The 16,549-nt window shown below is 40.5% G+C and carries 25 protein-coding genes; 24 read left to right on the top strand and 1 reads right to left on the bottom strand.

What is annotated here, in order from left to right; all coding sequences use genetic code 11:
* Positions 1 to 71: 71 nt before the first annotated feature.
* The 15 genes from ACZ5ZC_RS16425 to ACZ5ZC_RS16355 all read left to right on the top strand — a co-directional run bounded on the left by ACZ5ZC_RS16425 (position 72) and on the right by ACZ5ZC_RS16355 (position 9,846).
* Entirely contained in the window at positions 72 to 605 is a 534-nt protein-coding gene (locus tag ACZ5ZC_RS16425; protein WP_020840854.1) for a hypothetical protein, read from the top strand.
* Positions 606 to 1,298: 693 nt separating this feature from the next.
* On the top strand, positions 1,299 to 1,505 hold the full coding sequence (locus ACZ5ZC_RS16420) for a hypothetical protein (RefSeq protein ID WP_464932120.1): 207 nt from the start codon (positions 1,299 to 1,301) through the stop codon (positions 1,503 to 1,505).
* Between the two features lie 323 nt (positions 1,506 to 1,828).
* On the top strand, positions 1,829 to 2,152 hold the full coding sequence (locus tag ACZ5ZC_RS16415; RefSeq protein ID WP_464932119.1) for a hypothetical protein: 324 nt from the start codon (positions 1,829 to 1,831) through the stop codon (positions 2,150 to 2,152).
* Positions 2,153 to 2,374: 222 nt separating this feature from the next.
* The gene (locus ACZ5ZC_RS16410; protein ID WP_464932118.1) at positions 2,375 to 2,998 is read left to right on the top strand and encodes a DUF6058 family natural product biosynthesis protein; all 624 of its coding nucleotides are present in this window, start codon (positions 2,375 to 2,377) and stop codon (positions 2,996 to 2,998) included.
* A gap of 267 nt (positions 2,999 to 3,265) precedes the next feature.
* Positions 3,266 to 3,391, top strand: coding sequence for a hypothetical protein (locus ACZ5ZC_RS16405; protein WP_464932117.1), 126 nt, complete (start codon positions 3,266 to 3,268; stop codon positions 3,389 to 3,391).
* Positions 3,392 to 3,757: 366 nt separating this feature from the next.
* The gene (locus ACZ5ZC_RS16400; RefSeq protein WP_054868445.1) at positions 3,758 to 4,183 is read left to right on the top strand and encodes a hypothetical protein; all 426 of its coding nucleotides are present in this window, start codon (positions 3,758 to 3,760) and stop codon (positions 4,181 to 4,183) included.
* Positions 4,184 to 4,325: 142 nt separating this feature from the next.
* A complete protein-coding gene (locus ACZ5ZC_RS16395) occupies positions 4,326 to 4,637 on the top strand; it encodes an antibiotic biosynthesis monooxygenase family protein (protein ID WP_005477810.1) in 312 nt (103 codons plus the stop codon).
* 137 nt (positions 4,638 to 4,774) lie between these two features.
* Complete coding sequence (locus ACZ5ZC_RS16390; RefSeq protein WP_054868447.1) at positions 4,775 to 5,200, top strand: hypothetical protein; 426 nt, start codon at positions 4,775 to 4,777, stop codon at positions 5,198 to 5,200.
* Between the two features lie 137 nt (positions 5,201 to 5,337).
* Positions 5,338 to 5,895 carry a hypothetical protein gene (locus ACZ5ZC_RS16385; protein WP_464932116.1) on the top strand — a complete coding sequence of 186 codons (558 nt, stop codon included), beginning with the start codon at positions 5,338 to 5,340 and terminating at the stop codon, positions 5,893 to 5,895.
* Between the two features lie 136 nt (positions 5,896 to 6,031).
* Positions 6,032 to 6,400: a VOC family protein gene (locus ACZ5ZC_RS16380; RefSeq protein ID WP_054868449.1), complete on the top strand. Its 369-nt coding sequence runs from the start codon at positions 6,032 to 6,034 to the stop codon at positions 6,398 to 6,400.
* A 153-nt stretch (positions 6,401 to 6,553) separates the two neighbouring features.
* Positions 6,554 to 7,048, top strand: a complete 495-nt coding sequence (locus tag ACZ5ZC_RS16375) for a GNAT family N-acetyltransferase (RefSeq protein WP_054868488.1) — start codon at positions 6,554 to 6,556, stop codon at positions 7,046 to 7,048.
* A gap of 108 nt (positions 7,049 to 7,156) precedes the next feature.
* Entirely contained in the window at positions 7,157 to 7,462 is a 306-nt protein-coding gene (locus ACZ5ZC_RS16370; protein WP_054868485.1) for a hypothetical protein, read from the top strand.
* 139 nt (positions 7,463 to 7,601) lie between these two features.
* Complete coding sequence (locus ACZ5ZC_RS16365) at positions 7,602 to 8,408, top strand: restriction endonuclease (protein WP_268854139.1); 807 nt, start codon at positions 7,602 to 7,604, stop codon at positions 8,406 to 8,408.
* A 232-nt stretch (positions 8,409 to 8,640) separates the two neighbouring features.
* The gene (locus ACZ5ZC_RS16360) at positions 8,641 to 9,018 is read left to right on the top strand and encodes a Tse2 family ADP-ribosyltransferase toxin (RefSeq protein ID WP_025611528.1); all 378 of its coding nucleotides are present in this window, start codon (positions 8,641 to 8,643) and stop codon (positions 9,016 to 9,018) included.
* A gap of 381 nt (positions 9,019 to 9,399) precedes the next feature.
* The gene (locus ACZ5ZC_RS16355) at positions 9,400 to 9,846 is read left to right on the top strand and encodes a hypothetical protein (RefSeq protein WP_464932115.1); all 447 of its coding nucleotides are present in this window, start codon (positions 9,400 to 9,402) and stop codon (positions 9,844 to 9,846) included.
* Between the two features lie 180 nt (positions 9,847 to 10,026).
* Here ACZ5ZC_RS16355 and ACZ5ZC_RS16350 read toward each other — a convergent pair whose 3' ends face one another.
* Complete coding sequence (locus ACZ5ZC_RS16350) at positions 10,027 to 10,317, bottom strand: hypothetical protein (protein ID WP_054868499.1); 291 nt, start codon at positions 10,315 to 10,317, stop codon at positions 10,027 to 10,029.
* A gap of 285 nt (positions 10,318 to 10,602) precedes the next feature.
* On the opposite strand from ACZ5ZC_RS16350, the gene ACZ5ZC_RS16345 reads away from it, so the two are divergent.
* The 9 genes from ACZ5ZC_RS16345 to ACZ5ZC_RS16305 all read left to right on the top strand — a co-directional run bounded on the left by ACZ5ZC_RS16345 (position 10,603) and on the right by ACZ5ZC_RS16305 (position 16,441).
* On the top strand, positions 10,603 to 11,223 hold the full coding sequence (locus tag ACZ5ZC_RS16345; protein WP_464932114.1) for a hypothetical protein: 621 nt from the start codon (positions 10,603 to 10,605) through the stop codon (positions 11,221 to 11,223).
* Between the two features lie 105 nt (positions 11,224 to 11,328).
* Positions 11,329 to 11,802, top strand: a complete 474-nt coding sequence (locus tag ACZ5ZC_RS16340; protein WP_464932113.1) for a hypothetical protein — start codon at positions 11,329 to 11,331, stop codon at positions 11,800 to 11,802.
* 104 nt (positions 11,803 to 11,906) lie between these two features.
* The gene (locus ACZ5ZC_RS16335; RefSeq protein ID WP_053812756.1) at positions 11,907 to 12,314 is read left to right on the top strand and encodes a hypothetical protein; all 408 of its coding nucleotides are present in this window, start codon (positions 11,907 to 11,909) and stop codon (positions 12,312 to 12,314) included.
* A gap of 147 nt (positions 12,315 to 12,461) precedes the next feature.
* Complete coding sequence (locus ACZ5ZC_RS16330) at positions 12,462 to 12,995, top strand: cysteine hydrolase family protein (RefSeq protein ID WP_005535745.1); 534 nt, start codon at positions 12,462 to 12,464, stop codon at positions 12,993 to 12,995.
* Positions 12,996 to 13,146: 151 nt separating this feature from the next.
* Positions 13,147 to 13,539: a hypothetical protein gene (locus tag ACZ5ZC_RS16325; protein WP_031850676.1), complete on the top strand. Its 393-nt coding sequence runs from the start codon at positions 13,147 to 13,149 to the stop codon at positions 13,537 to 13,539.
* Positions 13,540 to 14,236: 697 nt separating this feature from the next.
* A complete protein-coding gene (locus tag ACZ5ZC_RS16320) occupies positions 14,237 to 14,683 on the top strand; it encodes a GNAT family N-acetyltransferase (protein ID WP_054868492.1) in 447 nt (148 codons plus the stop codon).
* Positions 14,684 to 14,832: 149 nt separating this feature from the next.
* Positions 14,833 to 15,279, top strand: coding sequence for a GNAT family N-acetyltransferase (locus ACZ5ZC_RS16315; RefSeq protein WP_054868493.1), 447 nt, complete (start codon positions 14,833 to 14,835; stop codon positions 15,277 to 15,279).
* Positions 15,280 to 15,414: 135 nt separating this feature from the next.
* Complete coding sequence (locus tag ACZ5ZC_RS16310) at positions 15,415 to 15,891, top strand: GNAT family N-acetyltransferase (protein WP_054868494.1); 477 nt, start codon at positions 15,415 to 15,417, stop codon at positions 15,889 to 15,891.
* Positions 15,892 to 16,048: 157 nt separating this feature from the next.
* Positions 16,049 to 16,441, top strand: coding sequence for a hypothetical protein (locus ACZ5ZC_RS16305; RefSeq protein WP_053809337.1), 393 nt, complete (start codon positions 16,049 to 16,051; stop codon positions 16,439 to 16,441).
* Positions 16,442 to 16,549 lie beyond the last annotated feature (108 nt).

The raw sequence follows: 16,549 nt of genomic DNA, 5'->3' as shown, positions 1-16,549 counted from the left end.
CGGTATTGCGTTGCTCACACCTTAACAGGGCGTTATGTAACTTAATTGAAATCGGAGTAGGTCATCAGGCAATGAAGATTGAATCAAATAAAGTTTTGGAAATGGTATCTGCTTTCGTCTTACTCGGGGTTTCTATTTACTTTGGCTACAATAGTAAGCCTGCCGAAATGGGGTTAACCATTGCAGCAGGATTTCTCGGTTTAGTATTCGCGAATCTGGATAAATTCAAAAGTTTTAAAGCAGCTGGCGTTGAAGCACAACTTAGAGAAGAGCAGATCAAAGCGGTATTAGAAAAGGAAATAGAAGCTCCTACTGATTTTTTTGACGAAACCGAATCTCAGGTACCTAATGTTAGTCTAGTCCCTGACAATGCTAAATCTGTTTTAGAGTCTTTACAAAGCCACGAATATACGTGGCGCTATGTTTCGGGAATATCAAAAGAAACTAGTCTGACTCGAGTTCAAGTTAAAGAGTCACTTCAGTGGCTTTCAGAACACGGTTATGCAAAAAAATCTCTTGGGAAAAACGGCGAAATTTGGGCGTCTACTCAAGAAGGTCGTTATCTTTATGCAGTAATCTGTTTTGACGGGGTTCCAGTTGCATAACAAAGCATTTAAGAGTGATTCGCAACGCTTGGCATTTTCGCTTCGCTCAAGTATAGCCAAGCGTCGCTCACACCTTAATGCGGCGTTATGTTCTTGGAGGGTTATGGAAAGTTTCAAAATTAGCAGAATCCATACAAAGTCAGGTATTTTCAGGCTATCTGGGGTCATCAACGATGAAATTGGTCTTGAAAACATCAAATATATTTCTGCCGAATACATGGGAACTGACGGTTGGTGCGAACTCAATTTACAGTCAGAACACACTCAAAGATTGTTACGAAGTATTCAAATTGAAGTGTTACAGCATCTAAGTTGAGGAAGTCTGTTCCATCTACCAGAAGTAGTTTTTAAACGTCAGTAGTCTCAAATAGCCACGAACATAACAAAGCGTTCAAGGCGGATTCACAACGCTTGGCAGTTTTGGTTTGATTCTACTTTAGTGTTTACGGCACAATAGTTTAGGTTAGGTGGTAGCGTTGTTCACCACTTAACGCGGCGTTAGTCGCCAGAAAAAGCTAGCAATCAAAATCATGTTTCTGAGCTTAAAATTTGGCAGTTGTTTGTTTGGTATAAAGAATCATCGTTGATAATCAAAACTCAGTTTCAACTGTTAAAAGTCCACAGTTTTGCAAGTGTCCTAGCGGTTGTTTAGTTCTTTGGTGCTGACAGAGCAGGGCAATCGAGAATTTGTTTTTGGTTGCAACTCTGCTCGGTGAGTTTGTTGGTACAAAAGCTTATTTACTTGTTGAAAGGACGTTTTCTCTGGTGTTGTTAGTTCCACGTGGTTTCAGTGACTTTGTTGAAAGTCCGCACTGTGAGATTGGTTTTCCAAAAGCGCTTTTTGGTGTTGCCAGTCCGTTTTCTGCTGCGCTGTTTTTTCTAAGTGGTTTCATTGACTAGCCGCTTTGAGACTACGCCTGACTTAAGTGCATCAAAACACATAAAGTTTGTTGTTTGCAAAGTTTAGTTTGGCTTAAAATTGTCGCTCGGTGCCTCGCGACTAACAAACTGCTCAAGAGGGATTCGCAACGCGTGGCATTTTCACTATGCGTTGATTTTAGTGATTAAGGTGGTTTGCAGCGGCTTTTGTATTGCGTTGCTCACCCCTTAGCAGGGCGTTATTTGCTTATCACTAGCTATTAATCTTTCAGATGGAAAGTAACTTGTTTGCTGCCTCTTAAAGTTGATAACCTAGCTGTAATCTACTTGTACAAGAGGTCATTGTGGAAAGAAAGTTTGAAAACGTGAGACTGCCTCCGGGTGTAAGAAGAGGGATTCCAAAAGTATTCTTGTTTCTTGGTAAAAGTGGCAAATGGATATTGAGAACGAGAGCTCATATCATCTTTAAGTTTCCTACAAAGGAACTAGCAGAAGAATGGTGGGAAAGGTTTTGTCATCATCGCGGTGGTAATACAAAAGTCATCAATTATCATCCCCCTATAGCTAAGGCCAGAAAAGTTAATATGGGAAGAGGCTCTGGTGTGGATAAAGGCAAAATAGCCCGCATGGCTAAAGAAGCTGTGACTGGAGGGTACGAGCCTAAGTAAGCACATAACAAAGCGTTTAAGGCGGATTCACAACGCTTGGCATTTTGGGATTGCCTCGGCTTTAGTGGTTACGGCACAATGTCTTAAGTATGATGGTAGCGTTGTTCACCACTTAACGCGGCGTTAGCTTTTTAGTAGCAAACTATCAGCATTTACGATTTGAATTACAATGTATGATACTGTGATGTCTGTATTTTGGCTGCGTATAATGGAATTATTTTTATGATGCTTGTTAACTATTTGAATGAAAACTTCATCACTTTGGAAGAACTGGCGAGCGTAACGAAAATCGACCAACAAGAGATTAGGGGTTATCAAGCCGAGAAGCTGATGCCATTGGCATCATACAAGTTAGATGTTGCACTCAACTGTAGTTCATTTACTGGTACTCATAGTGAAAAATATGTCATGGAGTACTATGCAAAAGGATATATTTCTTGGCTAAGCACAGTTCACACATTAAAAAGTGAAGAGCGCGTATTCGAGGAGTTCTCTAATCGCTATAGCAGGGCACTTTCTGTTTTAAAAGGTGCAAAATGTGAGGTTGATAACCCAGGATTGAACGAAATAATCTTGGAAGACTGGGAGCATTTTTTACAAGGCACTTATGGGCTTTGCACTCAAACAGGGCTTCCGGAAGATATAGCCGCGAAGGGGTTCGCTGTTGAACAAATCAAAGCCTTATTAGAACGTGATGTACTTGATAGTAACGAAATAAAGCGCCTCGAATACTTTGTTAACCTATTGGATAACGCTAGTTCACCTTTTGCCCCACATGAAAGGCTAAATAGTTCAAGGCATCGTTTAGTTAATGAAGTTCGACGAAAATATAAGCTTCAAAGCTAACAAAGCATTTAAGAGTGATTCCCAACGCTTGGCATTTTCAGTTCAAGGTTGGGTTTCGTGTTTACGGCGCAATGGTTTAGGTTTGGTGGCAGCGTTGCTCACACCTTAATGCGGCGTTAGTTGCCAAGAAGATAAACGTAACCAAATCAAAAGGTTTAAGGGCAGGAAGCCTGAAAGTCAGAAGCTAGATTCTAGGTGGTAAAATTGTTCTGATATGATTTGGCAGTTTCATTTCTCAGGTTCAATTTTCAGCAAACGAAAGCTCACTTGTTCTTTGTTTTTGAAGCAGTTTGTACAATTGAAGCGACATTGTTTGCTGAAAATATGCTCGGTGAGTTTGTCGTTCTAAAAGCTGATTTACGCGCTGAAATGCAGTTTTCTTTGGTGGTGTAAGTGCTACGTGGTTACAGTGACTTTGTTGAACCTCCGCATTGTGAGATTATCGGCACAAAAGCGTTTTTTTGTGTTGTTAGTCTGTTTTCTGCGGCGTTGTATGTTCTACGTGGTTTCATTGAATAGCCGCTTTGAAACTGCGCCTGACTTAAATGCATCAAAGTACATAAAATTTGATGTTGGCAAAGTTCAAGCTGTCATAAAATCAGCGTTTGGGTCTGGCAACTAACAAACGCTTCAAGACGGATTCGCAACGCGTGGCATTTTCGCTATGCGTTGATTTTTGTGATTAAGGTGGTGTGCAGAAACATCGCATTGCGTTGCTCACCACTTAAGCGGGCGTTATGTTTTTTGAGGAAACGGTAAGTGTTTAAAAATCCGAGTGACTTGGAACTGTTGGAATGTATTTATGAGCAATATAAAGCCGATTTCCAGCTTTATGATAAGGACTCCTCTGTTCGAAAAGACAAGATATATGTTCCAATTGATTGCAAGTTGGTTGCTAGTAAATTAGATGCCGATCCTGAGCTCGTATTTGGGCGTTTGTATTATCATTTAGCTAACGTCTATAGATATCAGCAAAGTAAAGATGTTGAGGCTAAGCTATTCGAGTTTAAAGTTGATGGTCAACTTCACTGTATACAGTTTCCAATATTAGCTTCAGTTGTTGCTAACTTGAAAGCAGATAATAAGCGTCATAAATCAACGCTATTTGCTTCTGTATTTGCGGTGATAGTCGCTATTGGTGCGGCTGCCATCACTGCATATGACGTCTTCGGCTCCAAAACATAACAAACAGTTCAAGAGGGATTCAGCACGCGTGGCATTTTTAGTATGTGTTGAATTCGGTGTTGCAGTGCCATGCAGATGCTTAGTCATTGCGTGCTTCACCCCTTAACTGGGCGTTATAACCACGGCATAAAATGGAGTATTTATGATAGCAAGGGAATGGAAAGCTACTTGCCCTAAAGAGTATGAAGAAGGGTTTATTGCATACCTGTATGAGACAGGGATCAAAGATACATCTAGTACACAAGGTTTCCTCGGTGCTCAAATTTTAAATCGAGATTTAGGCGATATTGCTGAAATCACGTTGTTGACCTATTGGGAAGATCTTGAATGTATCAAAGCATTTTCTGGTGAAGACATCAGTGTCGCCAAATTATATCCAGAGGATGAAAAGTACAAATTGAATCCAGATCGTCATGTTAGCCACTATGAAGTCCGTGAGAACATGTGGTTATAACAAATTGTTCAAGAGTGATTCGGCACGCGTGGCATTTTTACTATGCGTTGGTTTTAGTGTTTAAGGTGGTATGCGGAGGCTTCGGTATTGCGTGCCTCACACCTTAACAAGGCGTTAGCTTTCTTTGGGAGAATAAAGTGAGTCAATATTTGATCGAACCAGAAGTTCCTGGGAGTTTGGGTGAAAATACTTTGGCAAATTTCGATTTGCATCCACCGATAATAGAAAAGCTACATTTTCAGTTTGATGGGTGGTTAGGTGATGATTTATTGACTTCATTTCCATGCTTTTTAGTCACTGAACGTTTAGCAACGGCCTTAAGTTCATCGCAGTTGTCAGGATACAATCTGGAAGTGGCTGAAATATCTACTTCTGACGTATTTGAAGAACTGTATCCAGAGTGTACTTTACCTCGTTTTTCGTGGCTCCAAGTATCCGGAACCATCGGTAAAGACGATTTTAGCGTAACAAATGATGGGCTACTCTTAGTTTCTGAAAGGGCAATGGTGTTGTTACAAAGATATCAACTAGAAAATGCTGACATCGTAGTGTACAAAAGCTAACAAAGCATTTAAGAGTGATTCCCAACGCTTGGCATTTTTTATTCCATCGTTAGGTTTCGTGTTTAAGGTGGTATGGTCAAGTTTTGTGAAAGCGTTGCTCACACCTTAATGCGGCGTTATACATTTTAGAGGTTTAAATGCACAATTTTGATAGCTATTTAGCTGATTCGGTCTCAAGAATAAGTGCGGAATATTTTCAATTAGAAGTTAATGGTAGTGATACTGTTATTTTCAGAGAGCGCGTATATTGCTATGAACTTTATCATCAACTGCGTAGCTGCTGGCCAAATGAAACTAACTGGAAAATTTGTGGCGAAATTGATAAACGAGGTCACCCAGTTCTGAGAGATTCTGATGAATCACCTGATTTTCTTGTTCATGTGCCCGGGGAGCCTGCAAACTTTGCAATTGTTGAAGTCAAACCTGCCGACTTTGATCGTCAGAAGATTATAAAAGACTTTAGAACAATAGTTAAATTTATGCAGTCTAATCATGCTGGATATGAACGTGGTATTTGCCTCATTTATGGTGATAAGCCTAGGTTGATCAGAAATATTACAAATGCTGTTACTCAGTTTGTTCAGGATGGTCATGATGCTAGCAACATTGAAATTTGGCATCATCCCAGTGTCGGTGCGCGTGCGCGCCACATTTCGATTGAAGGTACAAAAGTAGTTGTTGAGAACAATGTATAACAATCTGTTTAAGAGTGATTCGCAACGCGTGGCATTTTTACTATGCGTTGAATTTAGTGTTTAAGGTGGTTTGCGGTGGCATCGGTATTGCGTTGCTCACACCTTAACAGGGCGTTAGGGCGCAAGGAGTAAAATGATGATTCATCACATAGATCATATTGTTCTCACAGTCTCCGACATAGAAAAATCAGTGGACTTTTATAAACGGGTTTTGTGCATGGAAGAGGTGACTTTTGCCAAAGGCCGTAAGGCTGTAACGTTCGGAAATCAAAAGATTAACTTTCAGCTTCTTGGCCAAGAACCGCGAAATGTAGCTAATGTTGGTTCAGGTGATGTTTGCTTAATTTCAGATTGGCCGTTGACATCAGTGGTAAACCATTTAGTCAAAGAAAATGTCAAAATCATAGAGGGTCCAGTCGAAAAATCAGGAGCTGTTGGTGCAATCCAATCTGTCTATTTTTTGGATCTTGATAAGAACTTAATAGAAGTCAGCGTGTATCAATAGGCTCTGCGCCCTAACAAACTGTTCAAGGGGGATTCGCAACGCGTGGCATTTTTACTATGCGTTGATTTTAGTGATTAAGGTGGTATGCGGCGGCATTGGTATTGCGTTGCTCACCCCTTAACAGGGCGTTATGTGCTTATGAGGAAAATTGACATGGAAGTGGTAGAGGCTAACCCTGATTTGGCACCAATATTAGCGAGTTATGCGAAAGAATGCCTAGAATCGGGTATTCCAAAATATTCGGGTGTGGAGAAAGATCCGACAGCTTATTTGTCAGGTTTGGTCGAACGTTCTAAGGCAGTCTCCGAGTTGCCAAAGGGATATTTACCTAGTACAACTTACTATTGTGTATCGAACTCCGAAATTTTAGGTGCAATCCGAGTTCGCAAAGGTACTAATGCCAATGTAGAAAATGTCATTGGTCATGTTGGCTACGAAACTAGACCGTCAGCTCGTGGTAAGGGTGTAGCCTCATTTCTGCTTGCTTGGGTGCGAGACCATGTTGTCACTGATTCAGTTATTGTTACTTGCTCAATTGACAATCCCGCGTCTCAAAAGGTCATAGAAAACTGTGGTGGTGAATACCTCGGTAACTACACAGATGACAGAGAGGGTACGGTAAGGCGCTACCGTTTAGCACGCACATAACAAAGCATTCAAGAGTGATTCGCAACGCTTGGCAGTTTCGCTTCGCTCAAGTATAGCCAAGCGCTGCTCACACCTTAATGCGGCGTTAGACAAATAAAAGGAAAACATATGACACTTGGGTGGTTAATTCTTCTTTCATTTCTACACATTGGAGTTTGTCTTTTTAGTCCTTTTGTGTTTTTCATTGTCGTATTTCAACTGCGTGAATTTGAACTTTCTAAACATCACTCAGATATCTGTATGGCTTTAGGTGGAGCATATGTCATTTCGACAATTGTGAGTGTAATTATAGTTTTTAATTACTACCTTGCTGATAGCCAGGAACCATACTATTGGTGGTTTGCAATGCCTTGGGCACTATTAGTCGCTATTATTGTGTACATATTGAAAGTAGCGAAGGTAAAATTTGCCTAACAAACTGTTTAAGAGTGATTCGCAACGCGTGGCATGTTTACTATGCGTAGCGTTTGGTGTTTAAGGTGGTATGCGGCGGCATCGGTATTGCGTTGCTCACACCTTAACAGGGCGTTATGCCTTATAAAAGGACGGTATTTTGAATCAGAATACAGAATATGAATTACTGGTAGCTCAAATACATCAAGGAATGCTTCAGTTTGATGGTGTTGAAAATATCGCCGTAAAGCATGATGTTACGATTACAGGCAAAAGTGGCGCTACGCACCAGATAGATGTTTACTGGGAGTTTAAGTTGGCGGGTGTAACGTATAGGACATGTATTGAATGCAAAAACTACAGAAGCGCCATTAAAAAGTCGCAAGTCGCATCTTTTGCGGAAACATTGAGAGATATTGGCAATGCCAATGGCTTAATCGCAACAACATCATCATACCAAAAAGGGGCTAAACTGCTCGCTCAAGCAAATAATATTAGACTGGTCCTCGTTAACAATCTGCTCACCTCAATCCATTATAAAATTCTACCTATGCAGACACATTTTGATAATGTCGATTTCAACTTTAACCGAGAAAGCGGAAAGGCTGCTTTAGAAAGAAATAACATCGATAAGTTCGAGGTGGCGTATACATATTCGGGCGAGCATCCTTTACTAGATAGTGAAGGTAATCCGATTGGTACGATAAATTCTATTATAAATAGCTTCTCTTTACATGAGGGGCATAATGTTGTTGATTGTTCACATCTCCACCTAGATGTTGAAGGTTTGGGTTTAGTACAACTTGATTCTATTTCGGTTGACGTAAGTTACTCTCAGCGTACACCGATTGAAGGTGTCGTTGAGTCACCTCATTCAGCCAAAGCTGTAATTGAAGATATTGTAGATAACAACTGCCACTATCTTCACAGGGATGGCTCGGTTACGGACAACATAAATAATGCATAACAAACAATTTAAGAGTGATTCAGCACGCTTGGCATTTTTGGTTTGGGTCTAGTTCTGTGTTTACGGTGATCTAATCAAATATTGTGGTAGTGTGCTTCACACCTTAATTGGGCGTTAGCTTTTCATGGCTATTACACACGAGTTTTAACTCCATCGTATATTTAATATCGACAATTAGGTCACTTGTTAGTTCGTAATTAATGTTCAGGTTTTGTTTCATCTGGAGTTAATTATGTTTCCGAAAGATTTTTACATCTTACCCGAAGAACTATTTAGGATAGGTAATAAGGAAACTCCCAAGCTATCGCATGTGAGAGCTAGGGATGTGGACACGATGCAGTTAAACGGTATAACGGTAATTATTGCTAATGGAAAGGGGATCAGTGTGTTTGACAAGACTGGGATTAACCAATCTAATATGACGGGTTGGGTTTGGAGGTTTCCACCCAACACGCGCCCTCCTCAGGGGCTAAAGCTTGTAAACGATAAGCCACATCATTACGGTATCGCACCTATCACAAATATGCCTTTAGATAAGTATAAGGGGTTACTGGAAGAGATGGCTTTGAAAGCAACAAGGGTGTTTAAAAAAGAGGGTAAAGTAGTTTGAGACGGATAACTTTAGATTTAGCATCTTCGGATATGAAATTAGTCCTAGAAGGTTTGGAGTCATTGGAAAAGCAATGGGCACATGTTTGTGAGAACTCTGACGATGAGGATGAAATATCAGACTACGGTAACGATCTGATTGAACTGAGGTTGCTCATTAAATCACTACGAAACGATGCTATAAGTGTATTTGGAGATAATGTGGTCAATTTTTCAAGAGACCTTCTCTAAAATAAAGCTAACAAACTGTTTAAGAGTGATTCGCAACGCGTGGCATTTTTACTATGCGTTGCGTTTATCGTTTAAGGTGGTATGCGGCGGCTTTTGTATTGCGTTGCTCACCCCTTAGCAGGGCGTTATGTCGGTTCGAAAGGTTTAGTACATGGATAACTTCAAAAATGCTTTGATTTTATTAATCGCCGGTTATTTTTCTTTTCAAAGTCCGGTTAGTGCTCAAGAGCAAAACTGGGTGTTAAATTATTCAATCAAAGGTGTTGATATCCCATCACTTTATTTGACGCTGTCTATTAGTGGTTCGCAAGTCTCTGGCACAGGGAAAGCCAGCGATTGTCCAGAAGATCTAGCTACTGTTTCGGGAACTATCGAACAGGGGAAGATCGAACTTGTGCTTCATCCTATTGATAGAGTGCATAATGATGGTCAAGGTTTCTACTTTAGTGGACATTTAAAAAGTCAAATTATGTCTGGTTATTGGAGTATGCCTTACAACATAGAAAATAAGTCCGCACCATGGACAGCAAAGAAAACCGAGTTGTCTGCAAATGAAGCAATAAAGGGATTTATTCGGGTGTGTAATAAACCGACATAACAAACTGTTCAAGAGTGATTCGCAACGCGTGGCATTTTTACTATGCGTTGCGATTAGTGTTTAAGGTGTTATGCGGAAGCATCGGTATCGCGTTGCTCACACCTTAACAGAGCGTTAGGCACCTAATTATAGTGTACCGCTAAAGAGAGGCGTACATGGCACCTCTCCTGAATTTAGTAATTATTTTGCTGCTGCATAATATTTGAGAAGTGCGTTCGCAAGTATTACGCCTGCCATTATTAATGCACCAGCTGCCCTAGTCTTATGTTCAGCTTCATATTGTGCAATAAGGTTTTCCACGAACTCATCAGTAATTATTACTGGAACTGGTAGTGTCATAACCAGTTGTAGCCAACTGTCAGTAAGTTCTGAGCGTACAACATCATTAGATTCTTGATATTTGTCACGTAGCAAAGCAAGGCTTGCTATAAGTTCTTTAGTGGTGAAATCGACTTTAGTTGTAGTTGTCATATATCCTCCTTTGAAACATTATTACGCGTCCTTGTTAATGTTAGCTTGGTGAGCGTAAAACGAGTTTTTATATGCAATGTTGTTGATACGTGTCAATTATTGAGTGATTTGGTAGTTGGATCCAAGATGCCTAACAAACTGTTCAAGAGGGATTCGCAACGCGTGGCATTTTCACTATGCGTTGGTTTTAGTGTTTAAGGTGGTATGCGGCGGCTTTGGTATTGCGTTGCTCACCCCTTAACAGGGCGTTATGTTTTTCAACTAGACTAAGGAGAAATGGTAATAGTGGAAGCATTAATTCGATTTGGTTATGACGTGTTTGGTATGGATAAAGTATCAGCCATATCAATAATTTTGTTCATTACGGTATTCAAGATAATTAAAACGAGAATTGATCGCTATAAAGAACAAAATAAAGGCTTAATTTCAGAAATGATTGCCGAGATAGAAAAGAAGAATCAGCCTCGCTACCATTTGGTGGTAGAGCAGGTGTTTCAAAATAGATTTGGTATATTATTAAACTATCCTGAAATTAAGTTTCTTACTAAAACTCCCACTCCAAGTGCTAACATCGTTGATTATAAAATAGGTAAACGCTATCTGAGCTTTAACGAAGATTGCACAGATATAGGATTTAAAAATGGATACGGAGTCAATAAGTTAAAGTTAGTTAAATGGGTTTATATAAGTTTTTATTTTATCTTTGCGATGGCTGCTTTTTATTTAGTTTGGTTGATGCCTAGTTTGCCGTTAAATGTACATAGTGGAGTCGCAATGTACTTTCTGACAGTAGCGTCATTACTATTTTTGGCTTACTTATGTATAGACGAGTCTATACGTCCTCAAGCTGCAATTGACCTGATGGAAAAACATAACAAAGCGTTTAAGGCAGATTCGCAACGCTAGGCATTTTCAGTTCAGGTCGAGTTCTGTGTTTACGGTGCAGTGGTTTCTGTTGGGTAGTAGGCGTTGCTCACTACTTAACGCGGCGTTAGCCATCAAAGGAGAGAAATGAACAAATACACAATTTTGCGTCTATTGCCTTTGCCTAAGTCTACAAAGCTCAATTGGGTTATTACGTTCATAGAGCGTGATTATCGGGGCCATATTGGTAAGGCTGATAAACCAGAAAAAGTGCGCGATTTAATGCAATCATGCCGCTGGGAAGTTGGGGTGCCGGAAGAAGAACTAGAACACCACTTAAGCCAAAAAATCTTGAGTAAAGCTCGAAAAATGAGAATACCAGTGCCTGAAGCAGACTTTGACGAAGATAGTCACGATAACATGCAAAACTGGGTTGAAGGGAGTCAAACTGGGTATCGCTATCTTAGTGCGCAAGGTTATGCCAAAGTTCGCACTAGTATCCGTAAAGAGCTCAAAGAACGACGAGATTTAAGATCTCATTGGGTGGTTTGGTTATCAGCAATTACAGGATTAGTAGGTGCAATCACAGGTCTTCTTGCTGTTATTGGGTCAAATGGCTAACAAAGCATTTAAGAGTGATTCGCAACGCTTGGCAGTTTCGCTTCGCTCAAGTATAGCCAAGCGCTGCTCACACCTTAATGCGGCGTTAGCTGTTTGAGAAACAAATGAAAATAATCGATAAGCCGTTATTTTGGCTATATGTTAAAACGCGAGACTCAGTCTTTTCATCATTTAAAGGTTTTTCCTCTCTACTCTTAGTCATCATTATTGCGGCTATAGTGTCAGGTAACAAATCTACCGAAAACACCTTCATGTCTTACATGTTGTATCTGTTGGTGCTTAGTGTACCTACCTCAATGGGTCTTATGCTTTTGAAGCTTAAGTTTCGAAAAGTTGCAGGCTCCATTCCTAGGGCAGAGCTAGCGTACTTTTTACAGAATAATAAAGGTATCGAGCTGGAAAATGCTGCAAAAGGGATATTTTCGCTCTACCTATCATTGATGATTTATCTCTGGTTTTTGATGATGATTGTTGCAGTTTTGGGACCTTTGATTTTAATGCTAGTGTTGTAGTTCACAGCTAACAATCTGTTCAAGAGGGATTCGCAACGCGTGGCATTTTCACTATGCGTTGGTTTAAGTGATTAAGGTGGTGTGCGGCGGCTTCAGTATTGCGTTGCTCACCCCTTAACAGGGCGTTAGCCCTATCAGAGGAAAACAATGAAATCTGCAGTATTAGTTATTGATGTTCAGTCGATTCTGTTCGACCCGGAACCTCAACCATTTGAGTCACAAATCGTACTCACCAAAATTAATGAAGTTACGAAATTGGCGCGTGCTAAGTCTGTCCCAGTTATCTTTGTTCAGCACGAGCAACCTAAATCTGTTATTGAATACGAAAGCGCTGGTTGGGCATTGCAGTCGAGCTTAATTACACAAACTGGTGACCATTTCGTTCGCAAAACAACACCAGACTCTTTCTTGAATACTAATCTTCAAAGTGTTTTGAATGAACTCGATGTAGATAGCTTAATTGTGTGTGGCTACGCCTCAGAGTTTTGCGTTGATACCACCATTCGCAGAGCTGCAGGCTTAGGCTACCCCGTAACTTTGGTTTCGGATGCTCACACAACTCATGATAAGGAGCACGCCAGTGGGGCTCAAATTCGAGAGCACCACAATGCCACGTTACCTAGCATTTCTAGTTTCGGTGTTAAAATCGAAGCGGTAGAGGCGTGCAACCTTTGGGCATAGGGCTAACAAGCAATTTAAGAGTGATTCAGCACGCTTGGCATTTTTAGTTTGGTTTAAGTTTGGTGATTACGGTGGTTAAATTGAGTGTCGTGGTTGCGCGCTTCACACCTTAATTGGGCGTTAGGCAAATATTGGTGAGGTGATAATTGAAATGAGTTTAGAAAAAGCACTTATTAAAAATTTATTTACAGATGTTCTTATGGCGCCAGAGTTAGATGTTGCATTAATTGAGCAGTACGTCGACCCATCTTATATACAAAAAGTGGATGGAGTGGAGTTGGATTATGATAGCTTTGTAAATCATATAGAGGCACAGAAGAAAGTTATTAGTACATTAGATGTTAACTTTCTTACTTTGGTTCAAGAGGGCAATGTTCTTTTCAGTAATCATGTAGTAACAGCCCACAAAAAAGATGGCTCGATTATAAAAGTCAAAGTTATAGCCCAGTTCACGATACATAATAATCGTTTAGTCTTGTGTGATGAATTAACAAGGTTAATTGAGGGCGGTGATGAAGATCATGATATTGGGTCAAGGCATTAAATCACTTTGACTATTTGCCTAACAAGCTGTTCAAGAGTGATTCGCAACGCGTGGCATTTTTACTATGCGTTGGTTTTAGTGTTTAAGGTGGTATGCGGCAGCTTTTGTATTGCGTTGCTCACACCTTAACAGAGCGTTATGCGATAGGGCAAAGTTTTTAGGTTTCTTCACTTTCGTAGTCTTTGACCATCCGTTTTTTTGGTGTCGGCAAATCAGCATTGTCGACTCAAATTCTTGAGTCACTGAAACCGTAAAGCATGCCAAGGTTCGTGAAGTTGCCTCATTAAAAATCGTATTTGGGTGCGGAAAGTTTTCTGGCGCAAAGTGTGGAAAGGGCAAGTTTATGGAAAGTCCGTATCCGCTGAAATTTCGGCTCGTTAAGTTTCGGGCAAGCAAGGGCTAATTCTTCGCTGCAAATTAGCGTTCCGCGCTCGTGGCGGACTTTTCTGGAAATGTTGAGTTCGTCGGTTCTTGAATCACGAAAAGTTATCTGCGCGTTTGTAGTTTTTCGTGTTTAAGGTATTGTTTTCGTTAGCCAATTTAGCATTGTTGAAAAATTGCATAACAAACAATTTAAGCAGATTCGCAACGCGTGGCAGTTTTGGTTTGCAGTGAGTTTTGTGTTTATGGCGCAATGCGGAGGCTTCTGTATTGCGTTGCTCACCCCTTAACAGGGCGTTATGTGCTTGGAGGAAAAATGCAATATATCGAAGTCAAAAGTAGCCAGATTCCGCTAGATTTGCTGCTTGAAGCTGATCCTTCTGAAGCGAGTATTTCTTCATATGTATCCGATTCATGGTGCTTTGCTGCACTAGATAATGGGCGTGTTTTAGCAGCTTGCATAGTGAAGCCACAAACCAATAGGCTTGCTGAGATATTCAATGTCTCTGTATATCCAAAGTTACAAGGTCAAGGTGTTGGTTCTGAGTTGCTTAAGTCAGTTCTTTCTCAGTTATCAAGTAAGGGAATTTCTCGTGTTGAACTGGGTACAGGCACTTTTGGTTATCAACTGACTTATTATCAGCGTCTTGGCTTTCGGGTTGACTCAATCGTCAAAGATCACTTTTTGCTGAATTATCCAGAGCCAATCTATGAAAATGGTATTCAACACAAAGACATGCTGAGATTGTACGCACAACTTTAGTACGCACATAACAAAGCGTTTAAGAGGGATTCTCAACGCATGGCAGTTTTGGTTCAAAGTTTAGCTTTTGTGTTTATGGCACAATGAGTTAGGTTTGGTGGCTTGCGTTGTTCACCCCTTAACGCGGCGTTATGTGCTAGGACGGTCAAATGAATATCGAAGAAACGGAAATTTCAGATTTAGGCTTAGTCGTTGACCTTGTCACAAGTGTATCGTTCGCAAACATCCTGCCGCATTTTGATGTACAAGGGCAGACTACTTTTGCGTCAAAAATTCGTCCAGATGTTGAAACAGCTTTCGACAAAGTACGATTTCAGAGCGTGAAAGCCACGATAGGCAATGAAGTTGTTGGTTTTGGTGCGATACGTGACAAAGAGTATATTACTCATTTGTTTGTCGACGTAAATTACCAAGGAAATGGTTTGGGTGAATTGCTACTGAAACATATGCTGGCTTTGTCAAACGGGCGCGAAGTACGTTTAAGAGCCTCGGTTAACGCAGCAAAATTTTATAAATCACAGGGTTTTGTTGCCACAGACACAGAAACGGAAGTTAGCGGTATAAGGTTTGTGCCAATGGTTTGGGTTCGCACATAACAAAGCGTTTAAGACAGATTCGCAACGCGTGGCATTTTCAGTTTGATTCAGCTTTCGTGTTTACGGCACAATGGTTTAGCTTAGGTGGCAGCGTGGCTCACTACTTAACGCGGCGTTATACGATTAAGGAGAGAAATGAAGCCTGATTTACACGGAAGTAGAATTGTTTTGAGGTCAATTCAAACGAATGATTCTGATGATTTGTTTGAAATTTATGGTGATATTCAAACAATGGAATTTGCCTCAGACCCAGTTTTTACATCGAAAGATCTGATAGTTCAGATGCTAGAAAGCGTTGCTCGACTAGAGAAATCAGGTGAATCGTTGGAATGGGCGATTATGGTTCAAGCGACAAACAAGGTTATTGGAACCTGCGGCTTACATGGCTTTAGTGATAACGGTGATTCCTGTGAAGTCGGATGCTTACTAAATTCATCGTACTGGCGACAAGGGTATATGTCGGAAGCTCTTAGTTTATTATTTTCTCATGCTCAAGCTTTGGGTATTGAAAGATTGTATGCAGATATTGATGAGGGTAACTTTCGGTCTCAAGCTTTGTTTAATAAGCTAGGTTTCAAAGCTAAAAACGGTCAGTTTCAGTGCTTGGTGTGAGGCATCGTATAACAAACTGTTCAAGAGGGATTCACAACGCGTGGCATTTTCACTATGCGTTGAATTTAGTGCTTAAGGTGGTATGCGGCGGCTCCGGTATTGCGTTGCTCACCCCTTAACAGGGCGTTAGGCAAATATTGGTGAGGTGATAATCGAAATGAGTTTAGAAAAAGCACTTATTAAAAATTTATTTACAGATGTTCTTATGGCGCCAGAGTTAGATGTTGCATTAATTGAGCAGTACGTCGACCCATCTTATATACAAAAAGTGGATGGAGTGGAGTTGGATTATGATAGCTTTGTAAATCATATAGAGGCACAGAAGAAAGTTATTAGTACATTAGATGTCAACTTTCTTACTTTGGTTCAAGAGGGCAATGTTCTTTTCAGTAATCATGTAGTAACAGCCCACAAAAAAGATGGCTCGATTATAAAAGTCAAAGTTATAGCCCAGTTCACGATACATAATAATCGTTTAGTCTTGTGTGATGAATTAACAAGGTTAATTGAGGGCGGTGATGAAGATCATGATATTGGGTCAAGGTATTAAATCACTTTGACTATTTGCCTAACAAGCTGTTCAAGAGTGATTCGCAACGCGTGTCATTTTTACTATGCGTTGGTTTTAGTGTTTAAGGTGGTTTGCGGCGGCTTCGGT

Source organism: Vibrio sp. JCM 18905 (genome assembly GCF_055393305.1).
The sequence above is the reverse complement of the archived record's forward strand: the minus strand, read 5'-3'. Positions and strand labels throughout refer to the sequence as shown.